This is a genomic window from Erythrobacter sp. S57(2025) (assembly GCF_057365055.1).
The window spans coordinates 3,090,631-3,115,162 of sequence record NZ_CP200299.1 but is presented as its reverse complement, the minus strand read 5'-3'; the positions used below and the strand labels follow the sequence as shown (position 1 = coordinate 3,115,162).

Annotated in this window: 17 protein-coding genes; 11 read left to right on the top strand and 6 right to left on the bottom strand. The window is 55.6% G+C overall.

Features of this window, described 5'->3' with window-relative positions; all coding sequences use genetic code 11:
- The 3 genes from AC0V6N_RS14925 to rpoB form a co-directional block, all read right to left on the bottom strand.
- Positions 1 to 723 (bottom strand): hypothetical protein, encoded by a 723-nt coding sequence (locus tag AC0V6N_RS14925; RefSeq protein ID WP_486172327.1) that lies wholly within the window; start codon positions 721 to 723, stop codon positions 1 to 3.
- 141 nt (positions 724 to 864) lie between these two features.
- Positions 865 to 5,151 (bottom strand): DNA-directed RNA polymerase subunit beta', encoded by a 4,287-nt coding sequence (gene rpoC / locus AC0V6N_RS14920; RefSeq protein ID WP_486172326.1) that lies wholly within the window; start codon positions 5,149 to 5,151, stop codon positions 865 to 867.
- A gap of 68 nt (positions 5,152 to 5,219) precedes the next feature.
- A complete protein-coding gene (rpoB, locus tag AC0V6N_RS14915) occupies positions 5,220 to 9,416 on the bottom strand; it encodes a DNA-directed RNA polymerase subunit beta (RefSeq protein WP_486172325.1) in 4,197 nt (1,398 codons plus the stop codon).
- 360 nt (positions 9,417 to 9,776) lie between these two features.
- Between rpoB and AC0V6N_RS14910 the strand changes: the two genes are divergently transcribed.
- From AC0V6N_RS14910 to rplL, 6 genes are all read left to right on the top strand, one after another.
- Positions 9,777 to 10,808, top strand: coding sequence for a 50S ribosomal protein L11 methyltransferase (locus tag AC0V6N_RS14910; RefSeq protein ID WP_486172324.1), 1,032 nt, complete (start codon positions 9,777 to 9,779; stop codon positions 10,806 to 10,808).
- A 199-nt stretch (positions 10,809 to 11,007) separates the two neighbouring features.
- Positions 11,008 to 11,148 (top strand): hypothetical protein, encoded by a 141-nt coding sequence (locus AC0V6N_RS14905; RefSeq protein ID WP_486172323.1) that lies wholly within the window; start codon positions 11,008 to 11,010, stop codon positions 11,146 to 11,148.
- Positions 11,149 to 11,179: 31 nt separating this feature from the next.
- On the top strand, positions 11,180 to 11,725 hold the full coding sequence (locus AC0V6N_RS14900) for a DUF2975 domain-containing protein (RefSeq protein ID WP_486172322.1): 546 nt from the start codon (positions 11,180 to 11,182) through the stop codon (positions 11,723 to 11,725).
- On the top strand, positions 11,725 to 11,952 hold the full coding sequence (locus AC0V6N_RS14895) for a helix-turn-helix domain-containing protein (protein WP_486172321.1): 228 nt from the start codon (positions 11,725 to 11,727) through the stop codon (positions 11,950 to 11,952). The genes AC0V6N_RS14900 and AC0V6N_RS14895 overlap by 1 nt, the downstream gene beginning before the upstream one ends.
- A 302-nt stretch (positions 11,953 to 12,254) precedes the next feature.
- Positions 12,255 to 12,770, top strand: coding sequence for a 50S ribosomal protein L10 (gene rplJ / locus AC0V6N_RS14890; RefSeq protein ID WP_486172511.1), 516 nt, complete (start codon positions 12,255 to 12,257; stop codon positions 12,768 to 12,770).
- Between the two features lie 89 nt (positions 12,771 to 12,859).
- A complete protein-coding gene (gene rplL, locus AC0V6N_RS14885; protein ID WP_486172320.1) occupies positions 12,860 to 13,234 on the top strand; it encodes a 50S ribosomal protein L7/L12 in 375 nt (124 codons plus the stop codon).
- An 85-nt stretch (positions 13,235 to 13,319) separates the two neighbouring features.
- On the opposite strand, the gene AC0V6N_RS14880 is transcribed toward rplL, so the two are convergent.
- A complete protein-coding gene (locus AC0V6N_RS14880) occupies positions 13,320 to 14,567 on the bottom strand; it encodes a hypothetical protein (protein ID WP_486172319.1) in 1,248 nt (415 codons plus the stop codon).
- 186 nt (positions 14,568 to 14,753) lie between these two features.
- Between AC0V6N_RS14880 and AC0V6N_RS14875 the strand changes: the two genes are divergently transcribed.
- The 4 genes from AC0V6N_RS14875 to AC0V6N_RS14860 all read left to right on the top strand — a co-directional run bounded on the left by AC0V6N_RS14875 (position 14,754) and on the right by AC0V6N_RS14860 (position 20,281).
- A complete protein-coding gene (locus AC0V6N_RS14875) occupies positions 14,754 to 16,169 on the top strand; it encodes an MATE family efflux transporter (RefSeq protein WP_486172318.1) in 1,416 nt (471 codons plus the stop codon).
- A gap of 120 nt (positions 16,170 to 16,289) precedes the next feature.
- A complete protein-coding gene (gene groES / locus AC0V6N_RS14870; protein ID WP_486172317.1) occupies positions 16,290 to 16,577 on the top strand; it encodes a co-chaperone GroES in 288 nt (95 codons plus the stop codon).
- 55 nt (positions 16,578 to 16,632) lie between these two features.
- The gene (gene groL / locus AC0V6N_RS14865; RefSeq protein WP_486172316.1) at positions 16,633 to 18,288 is read left to right on the top strand and encodes a chaperonin GroEL; all 1,656 of its coding nucleotides are present in this window, start codon (positions 16,633 to 16,635) and stop codon (positions 18,286 to 18,288) included.
- Positions 18,289 to 18,439: 151 nt separating this feature from the next.
- On the top strand, positions 18,440 to 20,281 hold the full coding sequence (locus AC0V6N_RS14860) for a DUF885 domain-containing protein (RefSeq protein ID WP_486172315.1): 1,842 nt from the start codon (positions 18,440 to 18,442) through the stop codon (positions 20,279 to 20,281).
- A gap of 83 nt (positions 20,282 to 20,364) precedes the next feature.
- Here AC0V6N_RS14860 and AC0V6N_RS14855 read toward each other — a convergent pair whose 3' ends face one another.
- Positions 20,365 to 22,692: a DUF305 domain-containing protein gene (locus AC0V6N_RS14855; RefSeq protein ID WP_486172314.1), complete on the bottom strand. Its 2,328-nt coding sequence runs from the start codon at positions 22,690 to 22,692 to the stop codon at positions 20,365 to 20,367.
- 284 nt (positions 22,693 to 22,976) lie between these two features.
- Here AC0V6N_RS14855 and AC0V6N_RS14850 point away from each other — a divergent pair, with 284 nt between their 5' ends.
- Positions 22,977 to 24,017 (top strand): serine hydrolase, encoded by a 1,041-nt coding sequence (locus AC0V6N_RS14850; RefSeq protein ID WP_486172313.1) that lies wholly within the window; start codon positions 22,977 to 22,979, stop codon positions 24,015 to 24,017.
- A gap of 65 nt (positions 24,018 to 24,082) precedes the next feature.
- On the opposite strand, the gene AC0V6N_RS14845 is transcribed toward AC0V6N_RS14850, so the two are convergent.
- Positions 24,083 to 24,424 (bottom strand): hypothetical protein, encoded by a 342-nt coding sequence (locus AC0V6N_RS14845; RefSeq protein ID WP_486172312.1) that lies wholly within the window; start codon positions 24,422 to 24,424, stop codon positions 24,083 to 24,085.
- Positions 24,425 to 24,532: the final 108 nt, after the last annotated feature.

The following is a 24,532-nucleotide window of genomic DNA, read 5'->3' as shown; positions in this document are numbered from 1 at the left end:
CTAGCTCGCCTGAATAACGAAGCTGTGCTCAATATAGAGGAACACCTCGGTCTCGCTAGCTTGCTGCCAGTATAGGTCGCCATCGAGGCCTTCGATCCGCACGCCATATCCGCTGCCGAACATGTCCGCATAGTCCGTCGACTCCTTGGCGATATGGCGCACGACATCGCGGCGATATTGTTCGGGATTATCGATCGCTAGTGAGGTCCCGCCAACATCGATGAAGGACCGTCCATTGGCGGGCACGCGTTTGACAAAGGCCGCGATGCGTTCTGCTGTGCTGCTTACCTTGGGGTCTTCGCCTCGCAATGGGATACGCGCATAGATCTGGACACGGTTGGTGTCTGGACGATTGCCACCCAAAAGCGGCAATTCCCGCATATTCGCGAGCGTCACAGGTTCAAGCGTGTAGGTCCCCGCCACTAACGTGATGCCCTCGCGTTCAGCCAATTGGAGCGTTTCGCCCAGCATCGTGAACAGCTCCTCCGTGCGCACCTCACGGTCGCGCGAATCGGAACTCACAAAGAGCGGTGTCACAAAGTAATCCGCCTGGCGCGTAACTCCGATGGCCGATGGGCCGCCGCCGCCGCGTGGGCGCAAATAGGCATTGAGCGCTGAGCGGTCCTGTCGTGCGCCTGTCACGACCACTGTATCCTGCGCGAACACTGGTGCTGAAGTGAGCAACACCGCAAGAGCGCCGCTAAGAACTGCGAATTTCTTCATGTGATTTCCTCCCCTTGTCCTTGGTGGAAATTACATGCGCTTGCAAAGCAGTACCCGTGATGAATGCTCTGTTGGCCAAACGAAAAACCCCGCCGCAACCATAGTTGCAGCGGGGCTGTTTATTGGCGTTTGAGGCGCGGTTTATTCAGCTGCCGGAGCATCCGAAGAACCACCTCCCATAGCTGCCTTCATGGCCTCTTCGCTTGAGACCGGATCAGCAGCTGGCTCAGATTCGACAGCGCCAGCCGCGGCAAGCGCGTCCTGCTGCTTCTTCCACTGAGCTTTCAGCGCAGCGTCACGGCTGGAGGCGGTCACACGCATGCGGTTCATGCCTGCACCCGTACCTGCCGGGATCAGACGACCCACGATCACGTTCTCTTTGAGACCGATCAACGTGTCCTTCTTACCCTCAACCGAAGCCTGCGTCAGAACGCGGGTGGTTTCCTGGAACGAGGCGGCAGAGATGAAGCTGCGCGTCTGCAAGCTCGCCTTAGTAATGCCGAGCAGGATCGGGTTGCCTTCAGCAGGCTCCTTACCCTTACCCAATTTGGCATTCACTTCGAGCATTTCAGCCAGATCGACCTGCTCACCTGGAAGCAACGTGGTGTCGCCGCCCTTGGTGATCTCAACCTTCTGCAGCATCTGGCGAACGATCACCTCGATGTGCTTGTCGTTGATCTTCACGCCCTGCAGTCGGTACACTTCCTGAATCTCATTGACGAGATATTCAGCCAGCGCCTCAACACCCAGAACTTCGAGGATGTCGTGCGGGTTAGGCGATCCGGAAATCAGGGTATCACCCTTCTTCACGAAGTCGCCCTCTTGCACGTCGATCACCTTGGTTTTGGGGATCAGGTATTCGACTGCATCACCTTCCTCAGGCACAATCGCGATCTTGCGCTTCGCTTTGTATTCGCGAACGAACTCGATCTTGCCCGAGATTTTGGCGATGACCGACATGTCCTTTGGCAGACGCGCCTCGAACAGTTCGGCCACACGTGGCAGACCACCGGTAATGTCACGGGTCTTGGCAGCTTCACGCGATGCACGCGCAAGGATGTCACCCGCTTCAACCGTCTGGCCATCTTCAACCGAAAGGGTTGTGCCCGGTGCGAGCATATAACGCTGCGCATCGGTTTCATCCTCAATGGTCTGGCCTTCGCCCTGAAGGATCATGCGCGGACGCAGTTCCTCTTTCTTCTTGCGGCCAGTTGCTCGGTTTTCAGTCACAACACGCTGAGCGATACCTGTGGCATCATCGGTCTGCTCTTCCAGCGTCGTGCCTTCGACCAGATCCTGATACTTCACCACACCTGATTGCTCGGTGATGATCGGCAGAGTGAACGGATCCCACTCAGCCAGACGATCGCCTTCCTTCACCTTCGCGCCGTCCTTGAACATGATGACAGTACCGTAAGGCACTTTGTGCATTTCACGTTCCCGGCCCTCGGCATCGATCACAGCGATTTCACCATTGCGAGCGAGCGAGAGGATGCGGCCCTTTTTGTCGACGATGGTCGGCATGTCGCGCAATTCGACTTTACCGTCCGAGATCGATTCAAGGTGCGAGGTTTCGTTCAGCTGCGCTGCACCACCAATGTGGAAGGTACGCATGGTCAGCTGCGTGCCCGGCTCACCGATTGACTGAGCAGCGATAACGCCGACAGCTTCACCGATATTGACGGGAGTACCGCGTGCAAGGTCACGGCCATAGCAGGTGCCGCAAACGCCTTGGTCAGCTTCACACACCAGCGGTGAACGGATCTTGGCAGACTGAACTTCAGCCGCTTCGATTTCTTTCACCATTGGCTCATCAACCAAAGTGCCAGCTTTCACGATCACTTCATCGGTTGCCGCATTGACGATGTCTTCGGCAACGGTCCGACCCAGAATACGCTCACCAAGCGAGGCGATAACGCTACCGCCTTGCACGATGGCACGCATTTCAAGCGCGTTTTCGGTCTTACAATCTTCTTCAACGATCACGCAGTCTTGCGAAACGTCAACCAGACGACGGGTCAGGTAACCCGAGTTCGCCGTCTTCAGAGCGGTATCGGCCAAACCTTTACGCGCGCCGTGGGTTGAGTTGAAGTATTCGAGAACCGACAGACCTTCTTTAAAGTTCGAGATGATCGGGTTTTCGATGATCTCGCCTGAAGGTTTAGCCATCAGACCGCGCATACCGGCAAGCTGCTTCATCTGCGCTGGCGAACCACGCGCACCGGAGTGGCTCATCATATAGATCGAGTTGATCTCTTTCTCGCGGCCATCAGCGTCGATTGGCGTCGCCTTAATCTCAGCCATCATGGCGTCAGCAACCTGGTCACCACATTTGGACCAGGCGTCGATCACCTTGTTGTACTTCTCCTGCTGCGTGATGAGACCGTCTTGGTACTGCTGCTCATAATCAGCAACCAGCGCCTTGGTTTCTTCAACCAGCGGTTCCTTGGCGTCAGGAATGATCATGTCATCCTTACCAAAGGAGATGCCGGCCTTAAATGCGTTGCGGAAGCCCAGCACCATGATCGCGTCAGCGAACAGCACCGTGTCTTTTTGACCGGTGTGACGATACACCTCGTCAATCACGTCACCGATGTCCTTCTTGGTCAAAAGGCGGTTGATGATGTCGTAAGGAACCTTGCTGTTCTTTGGCAGACACTCACCGATCAGCATGCGGCCCGGAGTGGTTTCAAACCGGCGCATAACGATGTTGCCATCTTCATCGGCCTGCGGAACGCGGGCGAGGATTTTGGTGTGAAGTGTCACAGCCTTGGTTTCGAGAGCGTGATGCACTTCGGCCATATCGGCGAAGCGCGGCAGTTTCTCGACCTTGGAGCCATCATCATTGTCGAGGAATTCAGGCGTCTTTTCCTGCCGCTCCATAGAGAGGTAGTAGAGACCCAGAACCATATCCTGCGAAGGAACGATGATCGGCTTACCATTGGCAGGCGAAAGGATGTTGTTGGTCGACATCATCAAAACGCGTGCTTCTAGCTGCGCTTCGAGACTGAGCGGCACGTGGACCGCCATTTGGTCACCATCAAAGTCAGCGTTAAAGGCCGAGCAGACCAGCGGATGAAGCTGGATCGCTTTACCTTCGATCAGAACGGGCTCAAACGCCTGAATGCCGAGACGGTGAAGCGTAGGCGCACGGTTCAGCAGAACCGGATGCTCACGGATCACTTCGTCAAGGATGTCCCAGACTTCCTTGCGTTCTTTCTCGACCCACTTCTTCGCTTGCTTGAGGGTCATCGACAGACCCTTCGCATCCAGACGTGCGTAGATGAACGGTTTGAACAGCTCGAGAGCCATCTTCTTTGGAAGACCACACTGGTGCAGTTTAAGCTCAGGACCGGTCACAATGACCGAACGACCTGAATAGTCGACGCGCTTACCCAGAAGGTTCTGACGGAAGCGGCCCTGCTTGCCCTTGAGCATGTCAGACAGCGACTTCAGCGGACGCTTGTTGGCACCGGTGATGACACGGCCACGGCGACCGTTGTCGAACAGTGCGTCAACCGCTTCTTGAAGCATACGCTTCTCGTTGCGGACGATGATGTCAGGCGCGCGAAGTTCAATCAGACGCTTCAAACGGTTGTTACGGTTGATCACGCGGCGATACAGATCGTTGAGATCGGACGTCGCGAAACGACCACCATCCAGCGGCACCAGCGGGCGCAGCTCAGGCGGGATCACAGGGATCACTTCGAGGATCATCCACTCAGGACGGTTGCCTGAATCGATGAAGCTCTCAACGACCTTAAGACGCTTGATAATCTTCTTAGGCTTGAGCGTCGACTTGGTCGTCGCCAGCTCTTCCATCAGATCGTCGCGCTCTTGTTCGAGATCGAGATCCATCAGCATGACCTTGACCGCTTCTGCACCGATGTCAGCGGAGAACGCGTCTTCGCCATATTCGTCTTGCGCTTCGAGCAGCTCATCTTCGGTCAGCAGTTGGAATTTCTCAAGCGGGGTCAGGCCCGGCTCGATCACCACATAGCTTTCGAAGTAAAGGATGCGCTCAAGCTGCTTAAGCTGAATGTCGAGCAGCAAGCCGATGCGCGAAGGCAGCGACTTCAGATACCAGATGTGAGCAACAGGAGCAGCAAGCTCAATGTGGCCCATACGCTCACGGCGCACTTTGGTAACGGTGACTTCAACGCCGCACTTTTCGCACACGACGCCTTTGTACTTCATGCGCTTGTACTTACCGCACAGGCATTCGTAGTCCTTCACAGGGCCAAAAATGCGCGCACAGAAAAGGCCGTCACGCTCAGGCTTGAACGTACGATAGTTGATCGTTTCCGGCTTTTTGATTTCGCCGAATGACCACGAACGGATACGCTCTGGTGAGGCGATACCAATCTGGATCTGGTCGAATGTTTCCGGCTTAGCCAGCTGGTTGGTGAATTTGGTCAGTTCATTCATTTTTCAAATTCCCTTGCGGGTGAATCTCAGGAGCGAAGTGGGATGGGCTATTGCGAAGCCCGCTCCCTTTATTCCGCTGCCTCCGGCCACTCGTCGTCGCCCTCTTCGCCGTCAGACAACGACTTGAGTTCGACATTCATGCCAAGCGAACGCATTTCCTTGACGAGAACGTTGAAGCTCTCCGGAATGCCCGCTTCGAAGGTGTCGTCGCCCTTGACGATGGCTTCGTAGACCTTGGTCCGGCCAACAACATCGTCCGACTTGACGGTGAGCATTTCCTGAAGCGTGTAGGCGGCGCCATATGCTTGCAGTGCCCAGACCTCCATCTCACCGAAGCGCTGACCACCAAACTGCGCCTTACCACCCAGCGGCTGCTGCGTGACGAGCGAGTATGGGCCGATCGAACGGGCGTGGATCTTGTCATCGACCAAGTGGTGCAGTTTGAGCATGTAGATGATGCCAACCGTAACCTTACGGTCAAACGCTTCACCGGTGCGGCCGTCAAACAGGGTCGATTGGCCTGAGCTATCGACACCGGCTTTCACCAGCATTTCCGACACATCAGGCTCACGCGCGCCATCAAATACTGGCGTACCCATCGGGACACCTGCGGAAAGATTGCTTGCGAGTTCGACAATGCTTTCGGTTGAGCGGCTTTCGAGGTCTTCGAAATATTGCTCACCGTAAACGTCTTTCAGACGCTCAACGACAGCCTCAGGAGGCTTCACATCGGCATAGTCTTCAGCTGCATTCGGGTTCGCCGCTTTCCACTCTTCGAGCTTCTCAGCGATGTCCATGCCGAGGCCACGAGCTGCGAAACCAAGGTGGGTTTCGAAGATCTGACCGACATTCATACGCGAAGGCACGCCCAATGGGTTCAGCACGAGATCAACAGCAGTTCCGTCTTCGAGGAACGGCATGTCCTCAACCGGAAGGATGCGTGAAATCACACCCTTGTTTCCGTGACGGCCCGCCATCTTATCGCCCGGCTGTAGCTTACGCTTCACCGCGACGAAGACTTTGACCATCTTCAGAACACCCGGAGCCAGTTCATCACCACGCTCAAGCTTTTCCTTGCGGTCTTCAAACTTGGCGTCGATCAGGCCAGCGGCCTCATCATATTGTGACTTGATCGCCTCGATCTGTGCCTGACGATTGTCATCGGCGACTGCGAATTTGAACCATTCGTGACGCTCCACATCAGCCAGCACTTGCTCGCCAATTTCGATGCCCTTCTTCACGCCCTTTGGAGCTGCTGATGCGGTTTGGCCCATCAGCATGTCGCGAAGACGATTGTAGGTCGCACGGTTGAGGATGTTGCGTTCGTCCGCCGCATCCTTGCGAAGGCGTTCGATTTCCTCGTTCTGGATCGCACGCGTACGGTCATCGATCTCGATACCGTGACGGTTGAACACGCGAACCTCAACGATCGTACCCGCAACACCGGGCGGCAGACGCAGCGAGGTGTCACGAACATCCGAAGCTTTCTCACCAAAGATAGCGCGCAGAAGCTTTTCTTCCGGCGTCATCGGGCTTTCACCCTTTGGCGTGATCTTTCCGACGAGGATGTCACCAGGGTGCACTTCCGCGCCGATATAGACGATGCCGGCTTCGTCGAGGTTGCGAAGCGCTTCCTCACCGACATTCGGAATATCGCGGGTGATGTCTTCTGGCCCAAGCTTCGTGTCACGAGCCATGACTTCGAATTCTTCGATATGGATCGAGGTGAACACGTCGTCTTTCACGATGCGCTCTGAGATCAGGATCGAATCTTCGTAGTTGTAGCCATTCCACGGCATAAACGCGACGAGGCTGTTTTTGCCCAGTGCCAGCTCACCAATATCGGTCGACGGACCGTCAGCGATAATATCGCCAGGTTCGATCACTTCACCCACTTTCACCAGCGGACGCTGATTGATGCAGGTATTCTGGTTCGAGCGCTGGAATTTTTGCAGCGTGTAGATGTCAACGCCGGACTGGCCAGCCTCAACATCGCCAATCGCACGGATCACGATACGGGTCGCGTCGACCTGATCGACGATACCGCCGCGTTTCGCCGCAATAGCCGCGCCAGAATCGCGCGCCACGGTCTCTTCCATGCCCGTGCCAACCCATGGCGCTTCGGCTTTCACCAAAGGCACAGCCTGACGTTGCATGTTCGAGCCCATCAGAGCGCGGTTGGCGTCATCGTTTTCCAGGAACGGAATGAGCGATGCCGCAACAGACACAAGCTGCTTTGGCGACACATCCATCAGCGTCACTTGCTCGCTAGGAGCCATCAGGTTGTCGCCAGCCTGACGTGCAGAGATCAGCTCTTCAACGAAAGTGCCATCGTCGTTCAGCTCAGCCGAGGCCTGCGCCACGGTGTGCTTCTGCTCTTCCATGGCGGAGAGATACTTGACCTCGCCCGACACTTTATTGTCGACCACCTGACGATATGGCGTTTCGATAAAGCCATATTTGTTCACGCGGCTGAACGATGCCAGTGAGTTGATCAGACCAATGTTTGGACCTTCAGGGGTCTCAATCGGGCAGATACGACCATAGTGGGTTGGGTGAACGTCGCGGACTTCAAAGCCAGCGCGCTCACGCGTCAAACCACCTGGGCCAAGCGCTGAGACGCGGCGTTTGTGCGTCACTTCTGACAGCGGGTTGGTTTGGTCCATGAACTGCGAGAGCTGTGAAGAGCCGAAGAATTCACGCACCGCGGCCACAGCAGGCTTTGCGTTGATCAGGTCATTAGGCATGACGGTCGATACATCGACGCTCGACATGCGCTCTTTGACAGCACGCTCCATACGTAGGAGGCCAACGCGGTACTGGTTTTCCAGCAGCTCACCCACAGAGCGAACCCGGCGGTTGCCGAGGTTATCGATATCATCGACTTCGCCCTTGCCGTCTTTCAGGCCAACAAGTTCCTTGACCACAGCAAGGATGTCTTCCTTGCGAAGAGTCGTCACATCATCTTCAGCATCAAGCTCAAGACGCATGTTCAGTTTCACACGGCCAACGGCAGAAAGGTCGTAACGCTCACCATCGAAGAACAGGCCTTCGAACAATGCGTCTGCGGTTTCCTTGGTTGGTGGTTCACCTGGACGCATCACCTTGTAGATGGCTTCCAGACCCTCGTCACGGTTTTCAGCCTTGTCGACTTTCAGCGTGTTGCGGATCCAGGGACCGGTGTTGATCTCGTCGATGTCGAGCAGTTCGAGTTTGTCGATGCCAGCTGCATCAAACGCCTCAACATGCTCAAGCGTGATCTCATCACCGGCTTCAATGTGGATACGGCCAGTGCTTTCATCGATCATGTCATAGGCAGCGTAGCGGCTGACGACTTCCTCGGTTGGGAGGAGCAGATCGGTAAGGCCATCCTTGGCAGCTTTGTTGGCTGCACGCGGACTGATCTTTTGGTTAGCGGCGAAAATCTCCTCGCCGGTCTTGGCATCAACCAGAGCAAAGGTCGGCTTCTGGCCGCGCCATGCTTCGGCAACAAACGGGATCTTCCAACCGTCTTTCGCGCGCTCCCACGTCACCGTATCATAGAAGTGGTGCAGGATACCTTCGCTATCGAGACCAAGCGCATAAAGCAGCGCCGTCACCGGCAGCTTACGCTTACGGTCGATACGAACATTGACGATGTCTTTGGCGTCGAATTCAAAATCGAGCCACGAACCGCGGTAAGGAATGACGCGGGCTGCAAACAGCAGCTTGCCCGATGAGTGCGTCTTGCCGCGATCATGGTCAAACAGCACACCAGGCGAACGGTGCATCTGCGAAACGATCACACGCTCTGTGCCATTGATGATGAAAGTGCCGTTCTCGGTCATGAGCGGCATATCACCCATGTAAACGTCCTGCTCTTTGATATCGAGAACCGAGCGGGTTTCAGTTTCCTGATCGACTTCGAACACGATCAGGCGAAGCGTGACCTTCATAGGAGCGGCATAAGTGATGCCGCGCTGACGACACTCGGTTGTGTCGTATTTTGGCTCTTCCAATTCGTAGTGAACGAAATCGAGTTCAGCAGTGCCAGCAAAGTCGCGGATCGGGAAAACGCTGCGCAGCGTCTTTTCAAGGCCGGAAACATAACCGGTCTCTTTGTCCGAGCGCAGGAATTGCTCGTAGCTTTCGCGCTGAACCTCAATCAGGTTCGGCATCTGGACGACTTCGTGGATGTCGCCGAAAATCTTACGGATACGCTTCTTCGCGGTTCCCTCAGCCTTGCGGCTGCGGACTGCGCGTTTTGCGGGTGCTTTGGTCGCCATGGAAGAGATATGCCTCTTTTGCCTGTGCAAACGGGAAAGCCGCTTGCGGATTGGTTCTCACTCGTCACGCGAGACTTGCCACCATATTCGACGCAAAAGCGCCGCAGGCCTAACCACACCCTATCGGGCTGACTAAGCTGCAGCGTGTCAATCGTCGCGAATATAGCAAAGCGCCGCTTCCATTCTTGGACCAATCCGTCGCGTATGAATCGGTCCGGCTCGAAGCTGACGTGTGGCCAGGCATGTAGGAATTCAGACAGTCCGTGTCAAACGTCAAAATCCCTAGCAAATTGACGCCGCAAATTGGGCGGGTTACGCGAACGGCTCTTATACCTGTCTGGCAATGCGGAACTCACCTCAATGGCGATCAATTCGATGTTCGACGATCCGCAAGAATTGTTCGCTTTTTGCTCAGTCCTGCGAGACAACGGCAATGCCCAGCAGGCCATCGCTCTGGTCAAGCAGGCACTTCAAGAGCACGGCGACAATCCGGAGATGGTTGCTGCGGTCCGCATGTTCCTTGCCTACCGCGTGCATTATTATCACCGCCAGATGCTAGCCGATGGCCCGCGCAATGAAGTGTACGATGCCATGCTGCGCAGACACGCACCGGGCCGGCGCATTCTCGACATTGGAACTGGCACCGGGCTGCTTGCCATGATGGCAGTGCGCGCGGGCGCAGAGCATGTCTATGCCTGCGAAATCAATGAGAACAAGGCCGACTTAGCCAGCGACATTATCGCGAAGAACGGCATGTCGGATAAGATCACCCTGCTGCGCGCCAATTCGATGGACCTAGATCGGGAACGCGATCTGGGCGGCGGTGTCGATGCGGTCTTGTCTGAACTCTACACCGCCAATGTGATCGGTGAATTGCTCATACAAACGCATGTGCACGCACAAGAAGAGCTGACTGTGCCCGGCGCGATCTTCCTGCCGCCCAAAGTCTCCATCCTTGGCGCATTGGCGCATTATGATCTGGGCTCACCGATCGGCGATGTGGCTGGATTTGATCTGTCGCTGCTCGAAGACCAGCTCAATTACCACGCCATGATCAACCCGGCTGACGCCCTGCAATATCAGCGCGGACCTGCAGCCAATCTGTGCGATCTGGAATTTCTGCCCGACACACCGATCAAGGCGCGCGACAAAAGCATCACTGAGCTGACTTCTGAAGGTGGGCGAGTGACAGGGGTTCTATATTGGATGCGGATCGAGTGTGATACCGATCGCGTCTACGAGAACGTCCCCGGCGGTGACCGCCAGCTGCATTGGTCGGTCCGCTATGAACCCTTTGCGGACCCGATTGAGACACAAGCAGGCGAGACAGTGCGCGTGGGGTGCGCGCACAATTCCAACGAAGTGCTGATCTGGAACGCTAGCGCAGCATAAGCTCAAGCAGGCATTCACCCACACAATTTCCCATAAATCTGAATGACTTGATGCCGAAAGGCAAACGGCATCGCCTGCGCGCGCTCCACGCAAAACGATAAGCGACATATTGTTTTTCAATATTATTGATTGACAATAAATCGAATCACGCCTAGTTCGTGATTATCGAAATTCAATAAAACACTTCAAGGAGAACGATATGTCACAGTCTTTCACTCAGTCACTCGCTGCCGTTGCCGCCGTGATCCTCACCGTCACTTCAATCGCCTCAATCGTCGCGGTCCCACCCGCACAAGCGCAAGGCACGCCCGCATCAGTTTTGATGACCGAGCTGGCCTGAGGCGAAACTGCAAAAGGGGCACACCATGCCAATGACTGACAAACCCAATGACCTGCTATTGGTCGCCGCAAAAATCCTGACGATCATTATACAAATCGCGCTTGGCATAGGCTTCGTCGCACTGACGCTCGCCATACCAGTGATGCTGATCTTTCAGGGTCAAATTAACACTGAGCTCGCCAATGAGTTTGGCAATGCGGTTGGTGCATTCCCTGCGCTGACCACTGCAGGACTGCTTGCGCTGTTGCTGGGAGTGATCGCTCTCACATTTGTGTTCTTCAGCAAACTCCGCGCGATCATTTCAACGGTCGGCGAAGGAGACCCCTTTGCGCCTGACAACGCAACCCGGCTAAGCCAAATGGGATGGTTGATGCTTGCCTCACAGGTCATACTGATCCCGGTCGGTGGACTGATGCTGGTAATCGCCAAATGGGCAGAGCCAATGGAGAATGCCGACATCACTATTGATGCAGGTTTGGACATTGAAGGCATCCTGCTGGTCATCATTCTCTTCATCCTTGCCCGGGTGTTCAAACATGGCGCTGCGATGCGCGAAGACCTGGAAGGGACCGTGTAATGCCTGCTGATGACGAAGGAGCCCTGATCATGGTCAAACTTGATGATCTGCTGCACGAGCGCCGCATGACCCTAACCGAGCTGGCAGAGCGTGTGGGCCTCACCCTTGCCAACCTCTCAATCCTCAAGACGGGCAAAGCCAAAGCGATCCGCTTTACCACTCTGGCCGCGATCTGCCGCGAGCTGGATTGCCAGCCGGGCGATCTGCTGGAATATCAATCCAGCTAAGCCAATCGCCAATTCGCTTGACTTTCGAGGCGTGCATAGTAATTGCGCGCCTCGATTGCGTTGGCCTTCTGGCCATGCAGTCATCCGTCCAAGACAGTTGCTGAACGGGATTTGTTCGTTCTTAATTTGCAGCCTAGGCGGGGAAAAGAGATTTTGGGTTCGCTCCCATGCGGCCCGCCTCGCGCCCTTGTGCGCACCTCCTTCCCCATCGTTGGACTTTTCTCGTGTCGATGATCGGCATGAGTGAATGTGAGCCGGTCGTTTGAGAGCCATCTTAAGCGGCCATAATGAAGGAGTATGGCATGGATCGTTCGCAAAAAGCCGATGCGGTTGCCCAGCTCAATGCAGCTTTCCAAGATGTTGGTGTGGTGGTCGTCACCCGCAACCTCGGCTTGACGGTGGATCAGTCCACTGAATTGCGTGGCAAGATGCGTGAAGCCGGTGCTTCCTATAAGGTTGCGAAGAACCGTCTCGCCAAGCTCGCCCTGAAAGACACCGATTATGTCGGCATCGAAGAGTTTCTCTCCGGTCCGACTGCACTGGCATGGTCTGAAGACCCTGTCGCAGCTGCTAAAGCTGCTGTCGAATTCGCAAAGTCGAATGACAAGCTGGAAATCGTCGGTGGCTCAATGGGCACGCAGGTGCTCGATGAAGCTGGTGTCCGGGCTCTTGCCTCGATGCCATCGCTTGATGAGCTGCGTGGCAAACTCGTTGGTCTGGTCAACGCCCCTGCAACCAAGGTTGCACAGGTCGTCAATGCCCCGGCGAACAAGCTGGCCCGCGTATTTGGTGCCTATGGCGCCAAGGATGCCGCTTAAAGAGACGCGATTTCGCGAAAATAACGAAACATCATGGGGCCAGAGGAATAGACCTCTGAGATACCCCGCCAATATTTGGAGTGAACATCATGGCTGATATTGCCAAGCTTGTTGAAGAACTTTCGAAGCTGACCGTCCTTGAGGCAGCTGAACTGGCCACGGCTCTTGAAGAAGAGTGGGGCGTATCTGCTGCAGCTGCTGTTGCAGTTGCTGGCCCAGCTGCTGGTGGCGGCGAAGCTGCTGCTGAAGAGAAAGACGAATTCGACGTCATCCTCACCGGCGACGGCGGCAAGAAAATCCAGGTCATCAAAGAAGTCCGTGCCATCACCGGCCTGGGCCTCACCGAAGCCAAAGGTCTTGTCGAAGGCGCACCAAAGCCTCTCAAAGAAGGCGTTGCGAAAGCAGAAGCCGAAGAGATCAAAGGCAAAATCGAAGCAGCTGGCGGTACCGTCGAGCTCAAGTAAGTCTTTCACTTACGCTTCGATTGGTTTCGACCGATCAGACAAAGGGCAGCGCCAGCAATGGCGCTGCCCTTTTTCGTATCCGTGGTCAGCGCGGAATTTGATCGATCAATGCGCGATCATTGCCCAATGTTGGCGAACCGATTTGCTCCATCTGCACTTTGCCTGCGTTGGGCGCATCATCATAATCAATGCCAAATTTCACTTCGTCATAGACCGGATCATAATCGATCGGGATGCCCGCAGATTGAAGCGACGCCAGAGTGACGAAAGAATCGAGCGCCCCTGCGCCTGCGATCCGATCCAGTTCTGATGCGTTGAACCGATCATGCAACAGATCGACAACTGAGCCGAGCCTGATCGCAATTGTTCCGTCGAGCTGCTGAAAATCGACACTGCCTGTCAGCACACCGTTGATCCGCGCGCCCAAACTTGTCTTGGCAGGAAGCCCTGCTTGATCAGACTGTCCAATGCCGGGCCCAGTGCCAGGGGGCGTTTGAACTTGAGGCGCCGGGATTGGCACAGCGACTTGCGCATCTTCATTTTGCGGCTCGCTTGGCCGATCAATTGGTGCGCCCGAAATCGCCCCGCGCACAGCGCCAGACACGTCAAGCTCTCCAGCGAAGGCCGCGGCAACAGCCTCTTCAGCTCTGGCCAGATTAACAGGTAGCTCAGAAGTGGTCGTCAATGCATCGGGGCGCTCTGGCATTGGCGCCGATCTGGCTGGTTCGTATGCGCGAATATTCGTGATCTGAGGTATTTCGATCAGGCGCGACAGCACCGCGTCTGACACGGGCGCAGGACCGGGCGCAGGATTGTCAGGCAGAGCAGGAAACCGAACGGACGCAGGCGACGGCATTGTGATGCCAGCAAAGGCCAGATCGAAACGCTGGCTGCTTTCTTGAACGAAGCTGAGCGCTAACGGACCTCTTACCGCCTCAGCCTGTGGCCTTGCCGAAAAACTGAGCGCGGCTGGATCAAGCTTTTCTGAGATACGGGCCGGTACGAATACGGGCGGAGCCTGAAGGGCAGGCACGCTGCTCGCCGCTTGTTCTTGCGCCGCGTTCTGATCGCTAACGCCCAGATTGAAATAGGGCCCATCCATCGCATCGACCGACAAATCCGGAATAGTCGCAGCACCTGCGATAATGACGGCCGCTGCAAACATGCGGGCGCCGGTCACGGTTGATCGATTGGTCGCTACGTGAAGAGAGGCATCAAGCTTCGCCGCATAGTCGGCAGGATAGGGCGCGGGAAGCCAGCGCGCATCATGCTGCGCGTTCGCTTCTTCCACTACGAATGTCTCACCCTGACGCATGGCGTGGTGCTGGTGCACCGAATCCCCCCTGAATTGCATTGCGAGACAATATTGAATGGATTTCGCCACGAATTCAACGGAAATTGCCCCTTCCCAGCTTGAGCCAGCGCATCGCAGTCAGAATATCGCTTTGAAGATTTCGCGCTTGCGACTATTCGGGCCGGCTTGCCCGTTGCGACAATGTGCTGGTGAGCAATTGAACCAATGCGCAAAGCAACCACTCTTGACACGCCCAAAATCACCAGTCTGACTTGGGGGCAGGAATTCCGGGCAACACTGTTGCTAGCCGGACCCCTCGCCGCAGCAAATCTGCTTCAGATGGCCACCTACACGGTCGATGTGATCTTTATCACGAGACTGGGCGAAGCCTCGCTTGCTGCGTCGCAATTGGTGCTTGGCGTTTTCGGCCTGCTGGTCTGGTCGCTCAATTCGCTGACCGCAGCAGTGGCTCCTGTGATCGCCGCAGAGCTTGGAGAGAACCCCAATGCGGTGCGCCCGATCCGGCGTTCTATGCGGATGGCGCTATGGCTCGCCATCATCAGCGGGCTGGCTGGCATGGGGCTCTCGCTTCTCACAATTCCCATCATGCGCATCACAGGGCAAGACGAAGCGCTGATTGTGCTCGGCTTCCCATACCTGATCGCGATCATGTTTTCGCTGATCCCGATGGTGGTCGGCAATGTGCTGCGAACGTATGTCTCCGCGCTTGGACGGCCAATTTTCGCAACGGCGCTGACACTGGTCGGGATCGTGGTGAACACGATTGGCAATTACGCGCTGATCTTCGGCAATTTGGGTGCACCGCGATTGGAGCTAGTGGGCGCTGGTATCGCAACCGTCATCACGACCACCAGCGTGATGCTGTGCTACATCATTGTCATTCGCACCGATCCCAAGCTTCATAAATATCGCATCTTTCACCGTTGGTGGGTGCCCGATTGGGATCGTATGAGAGAGATCGTCCGCATTGGCGTGCCGATTGCGCTCACCGTTATTGCCGAAGCAGGCATTTTCAGCGCGGCTGCCTTTTTGATGGGCCGGATCGGATCAGCGCAATTGGCAGGCCATGCGCTTGCCCTGCAATTGGCAGCATTGGCCTTCCAGATACCCTTTGGCGTCGGGCAAGCGGTGACCATCCGCGTCGGCTATTTCTACGGCGCAAAAGACCTCACCGGTATTGGTCGAGCGGGGTGGGTGGCAATGGCTATGGGGGCAGGCTTTATGGCGTTCACGGCGGTGCTGATGATCGTCATGCCTGGCCTATTGCTCTCGATCTTTGCCGATATTTCCGCGCCAAAGAACGCCGCCATGATTGGCTTTGCCCTTCAATATCTGGTGCTAGCGGCAGCGTTCCAATTGGTGGACGGGGTTCAAGCTGTCGCCTTGGGTGCTTTGCGCGGACTGCAGGACACACGCGTGCCGATGTGGATTGCAGCATTCAGCTATTGGGTGCCGGGATTTGGCCTTGCCGTTGGCCTTGGCTTTTTCACTCCATTGGAGGGGATCGGCGTCTGGATCGGGCTGGCAGCGGGCCTTGCTTTTGCCGCCGTGCTGCTGCTGTGGCGCTGGGTCTGGCGCGAGCGTTTGGGATTAACTAATCGCAATTCTCTCGCCGTTTGAAACTTTTTCAATTCAGCGCGCTTGACTCCTGCACGAGCCGCAACCACATGCGCCTCGCTGGCACTCTTAAGAGGAGAGTGCCAAACCTACTGTTCAACCCAACAAGAAAGGTCATAAAAAATGGCATTTCGTCCTTTGCATGACCGCGTAGTGGTCCGTCGCATCGAAGCTGACACCAAAACCGCTGGCGGCATCATCATTCCAGACTCAGCCCAAGAAAAGCCAAGCGAAGGCGAGATCGTCGCTGTTGGCGAAGGCGCGCGCGACGATGCTGGCAACCGCATCACGCTCGACGTGAAAGCGGGCGATCGTGTTCTGTTCGGCAAATGGTCCGGCACCGAAGTCAAGATCGACGGTGAAGATCTGTTAATCATGAAGGAAAGCGACATCATGGGAATTATCGGCTGATCGCCGCCCACGCATGTACTTTCCGAACTAACTCAATTTTTCAGGAGAAACACCAATGGCTGCTAAGGACGTAAAGTTCGGCCGTGATGCCCGCGAAGGCATCCTTAAAGGCGTCGACACGCTTGCAAACGCTGTCAAAGTCACACTCGGCCCTAAGGGTCGCAATGTTGTCATCGACAAAAGCTTTGGCGCACCGCGCATCACCAAGGACGGCGTAACAGTCGCCAAGGAAATCGAACTGACTGACAAGTTCGAAAACATGGGCGCACAGATGCTGCGCGAAGTCGCGTCAAAGACGAACGACCTCGCTGGCGACGGCACCACTACCGCTACCGTGCTCGGCCAAGCGATTGCTCGCGAAGGCATGACCGCTGTTGCTGCTGGCATGAACCCAATGGACCTGAAGCGCGGCATTGATCTTGCTGTTGAGAAGGTCACTGAGAACCTCAAAGGCCGCTCGAAAGAAGTCGCTGGTTCTTCAGAAGTTGCTCAGGTCGGCGTGATCTCTGCCAATGGCGACCGTGAAGTCGGCGAGAAGATCGCTGAAGCCATGGAGAAAGTCGGCAAAGAAGGCGTCATCACTGTTGAAGAAGCCAAAGGCCTCGAGTTTGAACTCGACGTTGTTGAAGGCATGCAGTTCGACCGTGGCTACCTCTCGCCATACTTCATCACCAACCCGGACAAGATGACTGTCGAGCTCGACAACCCATACATCTTGATCCACGAGAAGAAGCTTTCAAACCTGCAAGCCATGCTGCCGATCCTTGAGGCAGCTGTTCAGTCAGGCCGTCCGCTTCTGATCATCGCGGAAGACATCGAAGGCGAAGCGCTCGCGACCCTCGTGGTCAACAAGCTGCGCGGTGGTCTCAAAGTTGCTGCGGTCAAGGCCCCAGGCTTTGGCGATCGTCGCAAGGCGATGCTGCAAGACATCTCGATCCTGACCAAGGGCGAAATGATCAGCGAAGACCTCGGCATCAAGCTCGAGAATGTCACACTCGGCATGCTCGGCGAAGCCAAGCGCGTCACCATCGACAAGGACAACACCACCATCGTTGATGGCACGGGTTCTGCCGAAGACATCCAAGCACGTGTTGCTGAGATCAAAACGCAAATGGAAAACACCACCAGCGACTATGATCGTGAGAAGCTGCAAGAGCGCCTTGCGAAACTCGCAGGCGGCGTTGCTGTGATCAAGGTCGGCGGTGCTTCAGAAGTCGAAGTGAAAGAACGCAAGGACCGCGTTGATGACGCGCTTCACGCAACCCGTGCAGCAGTCGAAGAAGGCATCGTCCCAGGCGGCGGCACTGCGCTCCTCTACGCGACCAAGTCACTTGATGGCCTCAAAGGCGAGAATGATGACCAAACTCGCGGCATCGACATCGTTCGCAAGGCTCTGATGGCACCTGTACGTCAGATCGCACAGAACGCTGGCCATGATGGCGCTGTTGTTTCTGGCAACCTGCTTCGTGAAGATGACGAAACACAAGGCTTCAACGCTGCGACCGACGTCTACGAAAACCTGGTGGAAGCCGGTGTGATCGATCCAACCAAGGTTGTTCGCACCGCTCTGCAGGACGCAGCATCTGTCGCTGGCCTGTTGATCACTACGGAAGCGGCGATCACTGACGCGCCTGAGAAAGAAGGTGCAGGCGCTCCTGCAATGCCTGATATGGGCGGCATGGGCGGCATGGGTGGCGGCATGGGCTTCTAAGCCCTCCCCACTAAACGCTACGCATAAATCTAAAGGCCCCGGCAGAATAATCTGTCGGGGTCTTTTATTTGTTTAATATTGTATCTTCCCATTCTTTGCCGAGTGGCGCATGGAATAAGTAGTTTTACGGAAACTCGAAGGACCCTCCACCGTGAAGACGAAATTTGCTGCCCTCTTGCTTGCATCTGTTGCGCTCACCGGATGTGACGCGCTCACTTCCAATGTCACGGCTGTCGAATGTGGAGAGACCTCGCAGACCGATTGCCTCAATACCTGGTTCGATGAAAAGTTTGAGGAGCAACTCGCTTTCTCGCCCATCACGCAAACCGCGCTTGGCCGAAAAAGTGACTACGACAAGATCGATGATTTCACGGAAGAAGCTCAGCTTGAACAACTTGAGTGGATGCGCTCGGCAACGGCTCAAATGGAAGCAAGTTTCGATTATGATGAGCTGACCGATGACGCGAAATTGTCTTACGATATGTGGAAGTTCCGTTTGGCTCAGGCGGAACGTGGCTGGGAGTTCCGAGAGCAAGCCTACATTTTGCACCAAATGGGCTCCGCACAATCCGGACTACCGACCTTTTTGCTTACCCAGCACGCCGTGGCAGACGAAAGCGATATGGAAGCCTTTATCTCGCGTATCGGCGCAATCGGTACAGCGATGGACCAATTGCTCACCCGCGCTCAGGCCAATGCGGAAGCAGGTACGCGTCCACCACGTTTCTCTTACGACGCTGTGATTGAAGAATCGCAGAACCTAACCACTGGCGCGCCGTTTGATGACGGTGAGCCATCCGCCCTTTGGACCTCGGTCGAAGGACATCTAGCGAAGCTGACACAAGACGGCAGCATCACTCAGGAGCGCGCGGATGAGCTCCGCGAAGAAGCCCGCTCTGCGCTTACGGATCAATTCGCGCCCGCCTATGGCCGCGTGATTGAATGGTTCAAAAGCGATCTTGAGAACACCAGCGAGGAAGCACAGGGCGCTTCAACTCTGTCAAATGGTGAAGCTTTTTACGCTGCAAGCCTTGCTGAAATGACCACCACTGATTTGACCGCAGATCAAATTCACCAGATTGGCATCGATGAAGTGGCGCGTATTCAAACCGAAATGCGCGCAATTATGGAGCAAGTGGGGTTCGAGGGCAGCTTGCAGGAATTCTTTGAATTTACACGCACCGACCCACAATTCTTCTACCAAAACAACGATGCCGGTGCCGACGAGTATATCGCGCAGGCAAAGGAGCACATCGACTTTATCAATGCGCGGCTTCCAGATTATTTCGGCACGCTGCCCAAAGCTGATTTGGAAGTGCGGCGGGTAGAGCCTTTCCGCGAACAGGACGGGGCAGCTCAGCATTACAGCCCAGGCACGCCAGATGGCTCACGCCCTGGAATCTACTATGCGCATCTCAGCGACATGACTTCAATGCCGATCCCAGAACTGGAATCGATCGCCTACCATGAAGCAAATCCGGGCCACCACATGCAGGTCTCGATCGCGCAAGAGCTGGAAGGCGTGCCCAAGTTCCGGTCGCAGGGCGGCTTTATTTCCGCATTTGGCGAAGGCTGGGCTCTTTATTCAGAATTGCTTGCGAAAGAAATGGGCGGTTACGAAGACCCCTATTCAGACTTTGGCCGGCTATCGAGTGAGATCTGGCGCGCAATTCGCTTGGTGGTAGACACTGGCATTCACGCCAAAGGCTGGAGCGAAGAAGAAGCGGTACAATACGCGCTCGAAAACTCACCCAATCCTGAAACGGCCGTGCGCAGCGAAGTACAGCGCTACTATGTTCTGCCGGGACAAGCGACCTCCTACAAAATTGGTATGATCCGCATTCAAGAACTGCGCGCCAAGGCCAAAGGCGAGTTGGGCGACAAGTTCGATATTCGCGGCTTTCACGATACGGTTTTAGGGGGAGGCGCTGTACCCCTTTCGATCCTTGAGAAAATGGTCGACCAGTGGATCGCATCTGAAAAGGCCAAGTAGCCAAGAGCTAAATCGCACAAAAAAGAGCGGCGGAATGGTCATCACCATCCCGCCGCTTTTCATTTGAGTTCTTCAAGTCAGGCTTAGCCGCCAGAGCGGCTCGCTTCAGCTGCCTCCAAGACGCCTTCTTCCCATGTGACCTGCATCTGTGTCTGCGGATTAAAGCGGGTGTTGGCGTAAGACGCCGCTTCGGCTGCCGCGATCTCTTCGGCGGTTAGAAACTCACTTGGCTCAAGCGCGAAGACGTCGATCCCACGCGTGATCTCGGTCCCATAAATCCGGCCATTGTACCAATAGGAAGACCAAAAGCCGCCAACGACCAATTGTTCTTCGCTGATGGGGCCACGGTCAAAAAACGCGATTTCTGTTGGATTACCGCTATCGGTGAAGTCCATGATGCTGATGCCACCTTGATACCAACTTTGGACAAACAGATCGCGGCCTGGGACGGGAACGATAGAGCCATTATGCGCGACACAGTTTTCGTTTTCTGACTGAGGGCCAGGCATCTTATAATGGCTGCGGAACTCAAGCTTCCCATCGACAATGTCGTAGATTGCATTGGCGCCCCAATTCATTGGGTCAGATGCCTTACAACGTGGGCGTCCACCACCGCCCCATTCGTCTGTGAAGATCACTTTCGTGCCGTCATTGTTGAATGTGGCAGAATGCCAATAGGCAAAGCCTTTATCAAAGACCGCATCGATCCGAACGGGGTTCATCGGGTCAGAGATATCCATAAGGATACCATTTCCCGAACAAGCGCCCGCCGCGAGGTTGAGCGCGGGGAAGACGGTGATGTCGTGGCACTGGTCAGTCCGAGCGGTGCGCTGCGCGCCCTCTTCACTTTCACCGCCCTGCCACAGCCCAGCAATATCGCCCGATTCCGCGTCAGCGAAGACGCGTGGGCTGCTGATAATGCGAGACTGTGAAGGATCAGCGAGTGGAATTTCGATCACGTCGATGCTGAACAACGCAGTGCGAGAATCGTATGGGTTGTCGACGCAGCGCTCGAGCTCTTCCTGTTCGCGGATTCGCGATGTGCCCGAATTGTAGACGATGATACGTTCATCATTCGCGCTTACGATCGAGTGCGTATGGCTACCACGACATGTCTGCACTTGCCCAACCTGACGCGGAGCGCTGAGGTCGGAAATGTCGAACACACGAAGACCACGGAAACGCTCTTCGCTAACGTCACCTTCAACACCCTGGAGACCGCAATCAACACGGCCGCGGGTTTGCTCGACGCTCATGACCAAAATGTCACCCACAACCGAGACATCGCCTTGACCACCTGGGCACACCACCGAGCTTAATAAGCTCGGCGCGCCATCATCACCGAGGCGATATATGTTAAAGCCATGATAGTTACCGGCGACCATGATATCATCGAAGAACGCCATATCGGTGTTCGCAAAATCGAGCAGCGGTGAACGTTCAGCGAATTGGGTTAGGCTTTCTTCTTCCTCTCCATCGCGGTCTGGCGTCTCTTCTGCCTCAGTCGCCTCTGCGACCTCAGTTGCTTCTTCAGTGCTTTCTTCTCCGGCGTCTTCTTCCTCTTCGCGCGGCGGAACCACGGCGCGCAGGTCAGCTGGATTTTCAGGATCGAAGAAGCCCGCCGGCTTGCGCAGGCTTGCGACGTGGCGAAGATTCATGATCGCCTCGCCAGCATCTGCAAAGCCAGAACTCAGGTTGGCTCGTGGATCGGCAGAAAGGCCAGCTAGGATCACATCCATTCGCTCAATCTCGGAGCTCTGATCACTCTCAATATCGCTGATAAAACGAAACAGGACGGGGTCCGCCGCGCTTCCGGGTTGGCGCAGCAGCTCCTCAACCATCTCAATCGCGCCCTCATGATGTGCGATCATCAGACTTAGAAAATGCCGGTCAAATTCGGCACCTTCAGCAGCGGCCAATTCAGCCATTTGCTCTGGCGAAGCCATACCAGCCATCTGCGAGTGATCGACCATCGCATGATTGGAGTGGTCCATCATATCATGACCTTCACGCCCGGACATGCCTGCCATCACAGTCTTTTCGCCACGAGTGGAGAGCCACTCATTCATGAACTCAATCTCGTCCGCTTGGCTGGCCAAGATTTTGCTAGCGATTGTCACGACATCTTCGTTGTTGGTACGCGCCTCGACCAGTTCAGACATATCAACGGCCTGCTGGTGGTGAACAATCATACCTTGCATAAAATTGACATCGGCGTCGGTGTAGGTCGATTTGGCGAGGTCCGTCGCTTCTTGAGCGGTGAGCGTCCGCCCATCTTGACCTGGCGCGCCTGGTTGAACGATTGGAGCCGTCTGAGCCATCGCGATGCTCGATCCACCGATCAATAGGGCGGTTGCTATTGTGCGTGAGCCCAATGCCGCAAGGCGGGCAGATGTCCGTGTAAATGTCATGTCAGTCCCTAAGCAGAAAATTGCTCTGCCTGTCTGCCCGACTTGGATGCCCAGTCAAGGTCAGAAATGCTGTATTTCAGGAGCGTTCGACAAAGAACATCCGGGAACGTTCGATCGGTTGTTTTGTTGAGTACGAGAGTAAATTTAACTCCACGCCAAGAATCCGATCCCGAGAACAACACACTTCGTCGCAGTCGCTGAATGGAGTGCTTGAAGCGGCGAATCGCAAGCGCCACGAATCCGCATTAAGCTGTGGCTAACCGTATTTGGAGTATCTCGACGGAATGACATTCAACATATCTATGCCGTTCCTTCGACATTTCTTCGTTGCTGCCGCTTCTGTTGCCGCGGTCCTTTCGACCCCAGTTTCTGCACAAACGACAGAGTTAGAGGCGAGCTTCGATAGCGCCTTTGGGACCGACACGCGGGCTCCACAGTCATTTGAAGCGATCTATTCGAACGGATTTGAGCAACGCATTGCGGAGCTCGCCAATGGCGACGACGGCAGAATTGGCGTCGCCGCGATCGACATGATGACGGGCGAGCAAATCATGGTTTTGGGCGACCAGCTTTTCCCAATGGCCTCGACCAGCAAAATTGCCGTTGCCGCAACCTACCTAGAAATGGTGGAACAAGGGCGCTACTCGCTAACTTCCGAGTTTCCCCTCCTCATTCCAGTGCGCTCTGCCAAGTTTTCATCGCCTGCCGCGCCCGTCCGCGAGGGCAATTATATGGCCGCGATTGATCTAATTGAGATCATGATCACACGCTCCAGTAATCCAGCGACCGACGCGTTGCTCGCAGCAGTAGGTGGGCCCGAAAAGGTCAATGACTGGATGCAGCGGCAAGGAATTGATGAGTTCTCAATCGACCGCGACATTGCGACCCTAGTGCGAGACGATGGTGAGTATGATCCGGTGAGCTGGATCGACCCCCGCGATGCGGCAACGCCGCGCGCTATGACCCAGCTTTTGTCAGGATTATATCGCGGTGATTTCCTGTCCGACCAAAGCCGCCAGGTTTTGTTGGGCGCTATGAGCCGCACGACAACCGGTCGGCGCCGGATCGTTGCCAACATGCCAGGTGATGCGCGGGTTAGCCACAAGACCGGCTCACTCAACAACACATCGAGTGATGTGGGCATTATTGAATCGCCAGATGGTCGCGCCATCGCAGTCGCAATCTACGTGACCGGTCAAGGGTCACGCCGAGCGCGCGAACGCCGGATCGCTTCAATTGCGCGAGCATTGTATGATGGCTTCTATTCGCGCTCACGCGTGAACGATCCCCGCACTTGGACAAGCGCCCCGCGTACGGGCGGCTAGTCTTCGCTTTATTGAACAAAGAAAAAGGCGGCACCCGCAAAGGTACCGCCTTTTCTTTTCAATGCTTAGCTAAGCACTGGTTCGAGCGAATTACTCGCCGTCGACCATAGCTTCAGCTTCTGCAGCAGCAGCTTCGGCAGCGTCTGCAACGTCAGCAGCAGCGTCGCCAGCCGCGTCAGCAGCTTCGCCAGCAGCTTCGGTAGCGCCGTCGGCAGCATCACCAGCAGCAGCAGCAGCGCCGTCGGCAGCTTCACCAGCCGAATCAGCAGCGCCTTCAACAGCAGCGGTAGCATCATCAGCAATTGATTCTGCGTCGGCAGCCATTGCGTCACCGGTTTCTGAAACGGCGTCAGCGGTTTCACCGCAAGCAGCAAGGCCAAGAGCCGAAGTTGCAACAGCAGCGGCAAGAACGATCTTACGCATAATAATAATCCTTATTCAGCGAATGGATAGCGCGACAGCTCTGTTCTTAGTGCGATCGCGAAAGCCGGCTTCTGACCCCCGACTTCACGGTC